Source organism: Agrococcus sp. AC640b, from assembly GCF_979255995.1.
Map to the genome: position 1 here is coordinate 1 of NZ_CEEDMM010000037.1, position 9,481 is coordinate 9,481.

General features: G+C 72.7%; 10 protein-coding genes and 1 pseudogene. 5 read left to right on the plus strand and 6 right to left on the minus strand.

The genetic code is table 11. From position 1 onward, the window contains the following. Positions 1-57: 57 nt before the first annotated feature. The 6 genes from ACZ6H8_RS13660 to ACZ6H8_RS13685 form a co-directional block, all read right to left on the minus strand. On the minus strand, positions 58-1,011 hold the full coding sequence (locus ACZ6H8_RS13660; protein WP_464147444.1) for a transketolase family protein: 954 nt from the start codon (positions 1,009-1,011) through the stop codon (positions 58-60). Positions 1,012-1,118: 107 nt separating this feature from the next. Next, positions 1,119-2,003, minus strand: a complete 885-nt coding sequence (locus ACZ6H8_RS13665) for a transketolase (protein ID WP_464147435.1) — start codon at positions 2,001-2,003, stop codon at positions 1,119-1,121. After that, positions 2,000-3,322, minus strand: a complete 1,323-nt coding sequence (locus tag ACZ6H8_RS13670) for an MFS transporter (protein WP_464147436.1) — start codon at positions 3,320-3,322, stop codon at positions 2,000-2,002. The genes ACZ6H8_RS13665 and ACZ6H8_RS13670 overlap by 4 nt, the downstream gene beginning before the upstream one ends. A gap of 88 nt (positions 3,323-3,410) precedes the next feature. Next, entirely contained in the window at positions 3,411-4,277 is an 867-nt protein-coding gene (locus tag ACZ6H8_RS13675; protein ID WP_464147437.1) for an NAD(P)-dependent oxidoreductase, read from the minus strand. After that, positions 4,274-5,002, minus strand: a complete 729-nt coding sequence (locus tag ACZ6H8_RS13680) for a FadR/GntR family transcriptional regulator (RefSeq protein ID WP_464147438.1) — start codon at positions 5,000-5,002, stop codon at positions 4,274-4,276. The genes ACZ6H8_RS13675 and ACZ6H8_RS13680 overlap by 4 nt, the downstream gene beginning before the upstream one ends. Positions 5,003-5,283: 281 nt before the next feature. After that, the gene (locus tag ACZ6H8_RS13685) at positions 5,284-5,652 is read right to left on the minus strand and encodes an FKBP-type peptidyl-prolyl cis-trans isomerase (RefSeq protein ID WP_464147439.1); all 369 of its coding nucleotides are present in this window, start codon (positions 5,650-5,652) and stop codon (positions 5,284-5,286) included. 194 nt (positions 5,653-5,846) lie between these two features. Here ACZ6H8_RS13685 and ACZ6H8_RS13690 point away from each other — a divergent pair, with 194 nt between their 5' ends. The 5 genes and pseudogenes from ACZ6H8_RS13690 to ACZ6H8_RS13710 form a co-directional block, all read left to right on the plus strand. Next, positions 5,847-5,981, plus strand: coding sequence for a hypothetical protein (locus ACZ6H8_RS13690; protein WP_464147440.1), 135 nt, complete (start codon positions 5,847-5,849; stop codon positions 5,979-5,981). Next, positions 5,978-6,640, plus strand: a complete 663-nt coding sequence (locus ACZ6H8_RS13695) for a helix-turn-helix domain-containing protein (protein WP_464147441.1) — start codon at positions 5,978-5,980, stop codon at positions 6,638-6,640. Before ACZ6H8_RS13690 ends, ACZ6H8_RS13695 begins: the two co-directional genes overlap by 4 nt. A 140-nt stretch (positions 6,641-6,780) precedes the next feature. Beyond that, positions 6,781-8,091 (plus strand): MFS transporter, encoded by a 1,311-nt coding sequence (locus ACZ6H8_RS13700; protein ID WP_464147442.1) that lies wholly within the window; start codon positions 6,781-6,783, stop codon positions 8,089-8,091. Positions 8,092-8,252: 161 nt separating this feature from the next. Continuing rightward, a complete protein-coding gene (locus ACZ6H8_RS13705) occupies positions 8,253-9,059 on the plus strand; it encodes a sulfite exporter TauE/SafE family protein (protein ID WP_464147443.1) in 807 nt (268 codons plus the stop codon). A 183-nt stretch (positions 9,060-9,242) separates the two neighbouring features. Beyond that, positions 9,243-9,481, plus strand: a pseudogene (locus ACZ6H8_RS13710) (hypothetical protein); the annotation flags it as partial.

Sequence of the window (9,481 nt, forward strand, 5' to 3'; positions counted from 1 at the left end):
GCACGGCGGCGACCTTGGGGATCGCCGCCGTGCCGCGGTCTGGGTGGAGAGGGGGCGTCAGCCGAGCTCTGCGAGCACGCGCTCGACGATCCTGTCCTTCGACAGACCGTACCGGTCGTGCAGCGTCGGCAGGGCGCCGGCGTCGAGGAACGCGTCGGGCAGGGCCACCGGCACGACGCGTCGGGTGACACCGCGCCGCACGAGCGCCGACGCGACCGACTCGAACAGCCCGCCGACGACGGAGTGGTTCTCGAGCGTCACCGCGAGGCGGGGCGTGTCGAGCTCGGCGACGATCGTGTCGACGTCGAGCGGCTTGATCGTGGGCGCGTGCACCACGGCGACGTCGACCTTGTGCGCTGCGAGCAGCTCGGCCGCCTGCAGCGCGCGCATCGTCATGAGCCCGCTCGAGACGAACACGACGTCGGCGCCGCCGCGCAGCACCTTCGCCTTGCCCAGCTCGAACGTGTAGTCGTACTCGTCGAGCACCGTGGGCACCTTGCCGCGCAGCAGCCGCAGGTACGTGGGGCCTGCGGATGCCGCGAGCTGCGGCACGGCCTGCTCGATGTCGATGGAGTCGCACGGGTCGACGATCGTCAGGTTCGGCATGCCGCGGAAGATCGCCATGTCCTCCGTCGCCTGATGGCTGGGGCCGTAGCCGGTCGTGAGGCCTGGGAGCCCACCGACGACGTTGACGTTGAGGTTCGGCTCGGCGATGTCGAGGCAGATGAAGTCGTACGCGCGACGAGCGGCGAACACGGAGTAGGTGGATGCGAACGGCGTGAGCCCCGCCTCCGCCATGCCCGCGGCGGCGCCGAACAGCAGCTGCTCGCTCATGCCCATCTGGAAGTACCGCTCCGGGTGGGCCTGGGCGAAGATGTGCATGTCGGTGTACTTGCCGAGGTCGGCGGTGAGGCCGACGATGCGCTCGTCCTGCTCGGCGGCCTTCGCCAGGGCGTGGCCGAACGGAGCGGGCGCCGTCCGCTGCCCCGGGTCGGCGAACGAGGCGATCATCGCGCTCGTCTTCAGGCGCTGCTTCGGCGCGGGTGCCGCGGAGGGCGCCTCGGGCGTGGCGACCTCGGGGTCGGGGGTGCCGGATGCGGTGCGGTCGACGGTCGTGCTCATCGTGCGGCCTCCTTCGATGCCTCGTAGCGGGCGGTGAGCTGCTCGCGGCAGATCGCCCACTCGTGTTCCTCGATGCGCATGAAGTGCGCCTTCTCGCGGTCCTCGAGCATCGTCACGCCCGATCCGACCTTCGTGTCGCAGATGATGACCTGCGGCTTGCCCTCGGCGCCGGCGACGGAGCGTGCCTCGTCGAACGCCGCGACGAGCGCGGGGAGGTCGTTGCCGTCGACGCGGATCGCGTGCCAGCCGAACGCCTGCCACTTGTCGAGCACGGGCTCGGTGCGCAGGATGCCCTGCGCGGGGCCGTCTGCCTGCAGCGCGTTCATGTCGACGAGCGCCATGAGGTTGCCGAGCCGGTGGTGGGCTGCGCCCATCGCCGCCTCCCACGTGGAGCCCTCGTCGAGCTCGCCGTCGGAGAGGAAGTTGACGACGCGCTGCTCGGTGAGCCCGCGGTGCCGCAGGCCCATCGCCATGCCGACCGCGACCGTGAGGCCGTGGCCGAGCGAGCCGCCGGAGATCTCCATGCCCGGCGTGTACGACGCCATGCCCGACATCGGCAGGCGCGAGTCGTCGGATCCGTACGTCTCGAGCTCCGCGAGGGGCACGATGCCTGCCTCGGCGAGCGCCGCGTACAGGCCGATCGCGTAGTGGCCCGTCGACAGCAGGAAGCGGTCGCGGCCCTCCCAGTGCTCGTCGGCGACGTCGTAGCGCAGCTGGTCCATGTAGGCGACGGTGAGCATGTCGGCGGCGCCGAGCGCCTGGCCGACGTAGCCCTGGCCCTGCACCTCGCCCATGAGGAGGGCGTGCATGCGCACGTTGTAGGCGTGCTCGGCGAGGCGCGCGAGGCGCTCGGCCTGCACGGTGGGGGCGACGGTGGTCATCGGACTCCTTCCAGGGTGGGCTGCTCGGCCTTCGCGCCGCCGACGATCGCCGGCGCGGTCTCGCGAGCGGTGATGGCGACGGCGGTGGAGATGATGCCGAGCAGCGAGAACAGCAGGGCCGGGCCGATCCATCCGACGGCGCCGTAGACGGCGGTGGCGATGAACGGCAGGAATCCGGCGACGATCGCGGCGCCGTTGTAGCCCAGCGAGATGCCCGACGTGCGGCGGTTGGCGGGGAACAGCTCCGAGAACCAGCTCGACTCGACGGCGAAGATCGGGTCGTGGCTGAGCAGCAGCGACAGCGCGACGGCGATGACGATCATCACGAGCGAGCCGGTGTTGATGAGCAGGAACATGGGCACGCCGAACGCGATCGTGAAGATCGAGCCGATGAGGTACACCTTCTTGCGGCCGATCCTGTCGCTCCACGCGCCGTACAGCAGGTGGCTCGCGAGGCCGAGCGCCGAGCCGACGAGCGTGCCGATGAGCACGTCGCGCGAGTCGGTGATGGCGGCGAGGCCCACGTACGACACGACGAACGAGGTGGTGACGTAGTAGCCGCCGGTCTCGGCCAGGCGCAGGCCGATGACGCGGAGGATGGAGCGCCAGTCCTGCTTGATCGCCTCGAGCGCGGGCTGCTTCAGCACCTGACCCTGCTCCTTGACGGCCTCGAACGCGGGGCTCTCGGCGACCTTGAGGCGGATGAAGAGGCCGACGATGACCATGACGGATGCGAGCAGGAACGGCACGCGCCATGCCCAGTCGCCCGGCAGGCCGCTCGTGAGCAGGATCACGCCGTTGGCGAGCAGCAGGCCGCCGGGGATGCCGATCTGCGGCAGCGCGCCGAAGAAGCCGCGGCGACGCTCGGGGGCGTGCTCGACGGCCATGAGCACCGCGCCACCCCATTCGGCGCCGTAGGCGACGCCCTGGATGATGCGCAGTACGATGAGCATGATGGGCGCGGCGATGCCGACGGTCTCGAACGTCGGCAGGATGCCGATCGCGGTCGTGACGACGCCCATGACGACGAGCGACCAGATGAGCACGCGCTTGCGGCCGATGCGGTCGCCGAAGTGGCCGGCGAGGTAGCCGCCGATGGGGCGGAAGAGGAAGCCGATCGCGAGGGTCGCGAACGAGGCGAGCGCGCCGACGATGGGGTCGTCGGTCGCGAAGAACACGGTGCCGAAGTACGTGGCGGCGGCGGTCGCGTAGATGAAGAAGTCGTACGACTCGACGACCGTGCCGATCATCGACGCGAGCGACACCTTGACGGCGTTGTCCTTCTTCGGCGGCGTGCCGGAGGCGGTGGGTGCGGACATGATGCTCCTGATGTGCGGCCGGGCGGCGGCTGTGCCGCCCGGGTGGGGCTGGTGGGGGTCGGGCTGGATGCGCCCGGTGCTGGTTGGGCTAGTGCTGGGAGGGGGTCTGGTAGGTGCGGATGACCTGGCTGTCGTCTGCACGCTCGAGGCCCGCCGCGGCGGCGGCGAGGTAGCGGTCGCGGGCGGCGGCGAGCACGGGCACCGCCGCGCCTGCGGATGCCGCAGCCTCGGCGACGAGGCCGGAGTCCTTCACGAAGATGCCGATGGTCGAGGTGACCTGCGGGTCGGCCTCGAGCATGCGGGGTCCGCGGTCGGAGAGCATCCACGAGCCTGCCGCGCCGCCTGCGACGAGGTCGAGCACGGCTGCCTGGTCGAGGCCGAGGCGCGCGCCGAGGTCGAGCGCCTCGGCGGCCGCGACGATGTGCACGGAGCACAGGTGCTGGTTGACGACCTTGATGCCCTGGCCCTGACCGAGCTCGCCGCCGACGATGCGGACGGCGCCGAGGGGTGCGAGCACGGCCTGCGCCTCGTCGAGGTCGGCCTGCGCGCCCGAGGCGAAGATGATGAGCTCGCCGGTGGTCGCGCGGGCGACGCCGCCGGTGACGGGCGCGTCGACGACGCGGCCGCCGAGGGCGCGCAGCCGCGCGCCGGAGGCCTCGACCGCTGCCGGCCCGACGGTCGACATGACGATCCAGAGGCGGTCTGCGGCGACGCCGGCGGCCTCCGCCTGGTCGACGAGCGCATCCAGCTGCTCGCCGGTGGCGACCATGACGACGACGGGGCCGGCTGCGGGTGCCTCGGCGATGGATGCGACGGCGGCGAGGCCCGCCTGCTGCGCGCGGTCGCGGGCAGCCTCGAACGGGTCGACGCCCGTGACGGCGAAGCCTGCCGCTGCGATGCGCTGCGACATGGGGGTGCCGATGGCGCCGAGGCCGACGAACGTTGCGGTGGTCATGCTGCTCCCGGGTCGGTGGTGGCGTCGTCGTCGGCGTGGCCGACGACGGCGTCGTGGTGGTCGAAGTGGTGGCGGATGGCGATGCGGGCGGCGTCGGGGTCGCGGGCCTCGAGGGCGTCGACGATCTCGCGGTGCACGGTGTCGGTGAGGTAGGTGCCGTCTGCCGCGGGCGTCTCGGTGCGCATCGCGGTGGCGCGCCGGGCGGCGAGGGTGTCGCGCAGCATGCCTGCGAGGCCGTCGTGCAGCAGCTCGAGGATGGGGTTCGCGACGATCGACGACAGGTGTCGGTGGAAGGCGAGGTCGGCGTCGAGGGCGGCGTCGTGGTCGTCGCGGGCGGTGGCCTCGATCATCGTGGTGACGAGCTCGCCGAGCGTGGCGACGTCGGCGGGGGTGCTGCGCTTCGCGGCCTCGACGGTCGTGACGATCTCGAGCATCTCGCGCGCCTGGTCGACCTGATCGGGCTCGACGCCGCCGAGGGCGGACATGAGCGTGAAGGTGGTGCGCACGACGGATGCGCCTGGGGAGCGCAGGTAGGTGCCGTGGCCCTGGCGTCGGTCGAGCATGCCGAGCGACTCGAGCTGCGAGAGGCGTTCGCGCAGCGTGCCGCGGCTGAGGCCGAGCCGTTCGACGAGCTCCCGCTCGGAGGGGAGGCGGCGCGTGCCGCCCGGCTCGACGGTGGAGAGGTCGACGAGGCGTGCGACGAGGGTGTCGAGTGCGTCGTCCATCGGTCTCTCCATTGAGTCGAGCAATGGTCCGACCATATTGGTCCGACCAATCCGCGACCTTACGCGCATCCATCGCCGACTGTCAACACAGGCGCTCCCGCTCCCACGAGCCCTCCCCAGAGAGAAGGTTCTCGGCCGCTTGTGAGCCGAAAAGCGGCCGAGAACCTCCAGCGCGCGCGAGTCGAGGCCGTGGCGGCGAGCGCAGGTCGTCGGCGAGACGCAGCGAGGCCCCCGCCGTGGGGGCGGGGGCCTCGAGGGGTCGTGCGGGGGTGCGAGTGGCGTCAGCGCACGGCGAGCAGGTCGATGACGAACACGAGCGTCTTGCCGGAGAGGCGGTGGCCGCCGCCTGCGGGGCCGTAGGCGAGGTGCGGCGGGATCGTGAGCTCGCGGCGTCCGCCGACCTTCATGCCCGGGATGCCCTCCTGCCAGCCGGCGATGAGGCCGCGCAGCGGGAACTCGATCGACTGGCCGCGGTTCCACGAGGCGTCGAACTCCTCGCCGGAGTCGTGCTCGACGCCGAGGTAGTGCACCTCGACGGTCGCGCCGGGCGTGGCCTCGGCGCCCTCGCCGACGACGACGTCGCGGATGACGAGCTCGGAGGGGGCGGGGCCGGTGGGTGCGTCGATCTCGGGACGCGTCAGGTCGCTCATGCCTCCATCCAACCGCACCCGCCGGCGCGAACGCGAGGCGGGAGGGCGTGCGCGGAGCGAACACGTGAGGTCGCGCACGGCGACGGTGCAGCGGCCCGCGCCGACATCACTATGAAAGAACTCTTGCGAAGCGAGTGCTTCGAAGGTAGTCTTTCCATCACGCCCGCATCCGCGGACCATGAGAGGAGCAGGCCATGCGACGCACCACCAGCACCGACCGACCGGGACGCGACGAGGAGATCCATCGTGCGCGCCGCGCCGCCGCTGCCGCGCAGCGCTACGCCGAGGCACGCCAGACGGCCATCGCCACCCACGGCCTGCTCCGATGACCGACGGCGACGCGGCCGAGCAGCAGGCCGGCGGCGAGGCGAGCAGCGAGGCGAGCAGCCGCCAGCTCGTCACGAGCGACCCGACGATGCTGCGGGCGCTCGCGCACCCGCTGCGCGTCGAGATCCTCGCCGTGCTCGACGACCTGGGCGAGGCCACCGCCACCGAGATCGCCGAGCACGTGGGCGAGAGCCCGTCGAACTGCTCCTTCCACCTCCGCCAGCTCGCGAAGGCCGGCTACATCGAGCGCGGCGAGCAGCGCGGCACCGCCAAGCCGTGGCGGCCCGTGCACGTGAGCCGCAACCTCCAGCCCGACCATCACGACCCCGCCTCCATCCGCAGCTCCGCCGCCGTCGGCTCGCTGTACGTGCAGCGCGAGGCGAGCCGCGTGGTCGACTTCCTCACCCTCGCGCCCACCGACGATCCCGAGTGGGTGGGTGCCGTCATGATCAACACCGCCGAGTTCTGGGCGACCGCGGAGGAGATGCGCGAGCTCGGCGCGCGCATCGTCGCGCTCACCGAGCACCTCCAGGGCCGCAGCGGCGACCCGTCGAAGCGGCCTCCCGGCAGTCGACGCGGCCACCTCTTCGCCACGCTCAACCCCGATCCGCGCAGCGAGCCGACGCCCGAGGCGCCGGGCCCGGCATCCGCCGAGGCCTGAGCCCAGGCCCGCCCGGGCGCCGTCGTCGGCGTCGCGGGGCCCGCATCTGCTGAGCACGCCTCGGCGTCGCTCCATCCCGTCGCGTCCGAGCGACGCATCCGTCTGCGCCTGCGAGGCGCCAGCATCCGCCAGGAGCGACCGTGACCGACGTGCAGCCGAAGCCCGCCTCACCCTTCCGCAGGCCCGCGTTCCGCCGCCTCACCGTGGGGTGGGTGGCGACGAACCTCGGCGACAGCGCCCTGTTCCTCATGCTCGCGGTGTGGGTGCGTCAGCTCACCGGGTCGGATGCGGCGGGCGCGCTCGTGTTCCTCGCCCTCGGCGCACCCACGCTGCTCGCACCGTTCGTCGGCCACCTCGTCGACCGGGTGTCGAGGCGGAGGCTGCTCATCGCCGCGAACGCCGGCGGCGCCGCGCTCGTCCTGTCGCTGCTGGCCGTGCGGGGCGTCGACGACGTGTGGCTCATCTACGTCGTCACGTTCGGCTACGGGCTGGTCGCGACCATCACGGGTGCGGCGCAGTCGGGGCTGCTGCGCGATCTGCTGCCCGACGAGGAGCTGGGGGCGGCGAACGGCGCGTTCTCGTCGATCGACAACGCGATGCGCATCGTGAGCCCGCCGCTGGGCACCGTGCTGTACGTCGCGCTCGGCCCGTGGTCGGTGGCGCTGCTGACGGCTGCGTGCTTCGCGGCGACGGCGATCGTGCTGCTCTCGACCCGCGTCGACGAGTCGCCCGCCGTGCTCGAGGACGCCCACGAGCCGTGGATCCGGCAGGTGACGGCGGGATTCCGGCAGCTGCTGTCGGAGCCCACGCTGCGGCTGCTGACGATCGTGATGACGCTCGCGTTCGCCGCGAACGGGCTGCTGAACGCCACGGTGTTCCCGTTCGTCGAGCAGGGCACGGGCGCCGGCCCCGAGGCGCTCGGTCCGCTGCAGGCGGTGCAGGGCGTGGGCGCCGTCGTCGGTGGGCTCACCGCGGCGGGGGTGCTGCGGCGCATCGGCGAGCGGCCGCTCGTGGCGTGGGGGCTCGTGCTGCTCGGCGGCGGGCTGCTCGTGGGCCTCGCCGTGCTCGTGTGGCAGCCGGATGCGTCGTGGATGCGGTGGGGAGGCATGAGCGCTGCGCAGCTGCTCATCGGCTTCAGCGTGCCGTGGGCGATCGTCGGGGTGGTGACGTATCGGCAGCGCGTGACGCCGCCGCGGCTGCAGGGCCGCACGTCGGCGGCGCTCAACGCTGCGATCAACGTGCCGCAGCTCGGCTTCCTCGCGCTGGGGGCAGCGCTGCTGGCGGTCATCGACTTCCGCATCCTCATCGCGATCTGCGCCGCGTCGATGCTGCTCGCCGGCGTGGTGTGCGCGCTCGCCCGCCCGCGCGGCGAGGTGCGCGCGTCCGCCACGCGCGCACCCGCTGCTCCCGGTGCCGCCGCATCCGCCGCCACCGCACCTCCGGAGCCCTGACCGTGATCGGTCGCTCGATGCCGCCGATCGGTCACCGGATGCGGCGGGACGGCCAGAGACACCGCATCGAGTGACCGATCACGTGCGGGAGCGGCGAGCGGCACGGATGCGGCGGCACGCACGCGCGGAGCCGGCACGCACACGGTGCCAGGATGGAGCCGATGCCCACCGAGACCACCCGCACCCCAGGCCGCTACGTCGCATACGTCGTGATCGGCCTCGTCGCAGGCTTCATGTCCGGCCTGTTCGGCGTGGGCGGCGGCATCGTCATGGTGCCGCTGCTGCTGTCGTTCGCAGGCCTCGACCGCAAGCGCGCCAGCGGCACGTCGCTCGCGGCGATCGTGCCGATGAGCGCCGTCGGCGTCGTCGCCTACGCGACGCGCGGCGAGGTCGACGTCCTCGCCGCCGCGCTCCTCGCCGCCGGCTCGGTCGTGGGCGCGCAGGTGGGCTCGCTGCTGCTCGCACGCCTGTCGGCATCGGTGGTGCGCATCGTCTTCATGGTGTTCGCGCTCGCCGTCGCGGTGCAGCTGTTCCTCACGGTGCCCTCGCGCGGTGCCGGCATCGAGGTGGATGCGTGGGCCATCGCCGCCCTCGTCGTCGTCGGGTTCCTCACGGGCGTGCTCGCCGGTCTCATCGGCATCGGCGGTGGCGTCGTCATCGTGCCGGCGCTCATCCTGCTGTTCGGCGCGAGCGACCTCGTCGCGAAGGGCACGTCGATGCTCATGATGGTGCCGACGGCCATCTCGGGCACGATCGGCAACCTCATCCGCAAGAACGTCGACCTCGTCGCGGCGATCGTCGTCGGCGGCTCCGCATGCCTCACGACCGCGCTCGGCGCGTGGGTGGCTGCGCTGCTCGATCCGCGCGCCGCGACGATCCTGTTCGCGATCTTCCTCATCGCCGTGCTCGTGAAGACGGCGATCGAGGCGTGGCAGGGCCGCAGGCGCAAGGGCGACGCGGCCGCCTGACGCCCCGACGAGGCGCTGAGGCGCTGGCCGCGGGCCGACGCCAGGGCCGGCCGCATCGCTGGCCCACGACGCGGTCGGACGCGAGCACTCGAAGCGAAGGCGAGGAGGCCGTCGCCGGCTCCGATCGGATGCGCGGGGCACGGCTCCCTGGCACCTCGCATCCAGGCAGTGCATGCTCGCTGCATGGATGCGCGCGGCACGACGCCCCCGGCGGGGCCGCACGGCGAGCCGTCGCCGTGGCCGCACCGCGCTGCGCCGCCGCCCGCCTCGCCTGCGTACGGGCCGCCGCCGCCGGCCTCGCCCGCCTACGGCATCCCGTCGTCGCCAGCCCAGCAGTCGCCCACCGGTCAGCCTCCGACCGGCCAGCTCCCCTCCGGCCAGCTCCCCACGGCGCCGCACCTCGCCGGCCCGCACCCCCAGCC

Excerpts from the sequence above, each read along its gene's own strand:
- ACZ6H8_RS13665 (WP_464147435.1), bottom strand. The coding sequence starts at position 2,003 with ATGACCACCGTCGCCCCCACCGTGCAGGCCGAGCGCCTCGCGCGCCTC.
- ACZ6H8_RS13695 (WP_464147441.1), top strand. The coding sequence starts at position 5,978 with ATGACCGACGGCGACGCGGCCGAGCAGCAGGCCGGCGGCGAGGCGAGC.
- ACZ6H8_RS13705 (WP_464147443.1), top strand. The coding sequence starts at position 8,253 with ATGCCCACCGAGACCACCCGCACCCCAGGCCGCTACGTCGCATACGTC.
- ACZ6H8_RS13680 (WP_464147438.1), bottom strand. The coding sequence starts at position 5,002 with ATGGACGACGCACTCGACACCCTCGTCGCACGCCTCGTCGACCTCTCC.
- ACZ6H8_RS13675 (WP_464147437.1), bottom strand. The coding sequence starts at position 4,277 with ATGACCACCGCAACGTTCGTCGGCCTCGGCGCCATCGGCACCCCCATG.
- ACZ6H8_RS13685 (WP_464147439.1), bottom strand. The coding sequence starts at position 5,652 with ATGAGCGACCTGACGCGTCCCGAGATCGACGCACCCACCGGCCCCGCC.
- ACZ6H8_RS13660 (WP_464147444.1), bottom strand. The coding sequence starts at position 1,011 with ATGATCGCCTCGTTCGCCGACCCGGGGCAGCGGACGGCGCCCGCTCCG.
- ACZ6H8_RS13690 (WP_464147440.1), top strand. The coding sequence starts at position 5,847 with ATGCGACGCACCACCAGCACCGACCGACCGGGACGCGACGAGGAGATC.
- ACZ6H8_RS13670 (WP_464147436.1), bottom strand. The coding sequence starts at position 3,322 with ATGTCCGCACCCACCGCCTCCGGCACGCCGCCGAAGAAGGACAACGCC.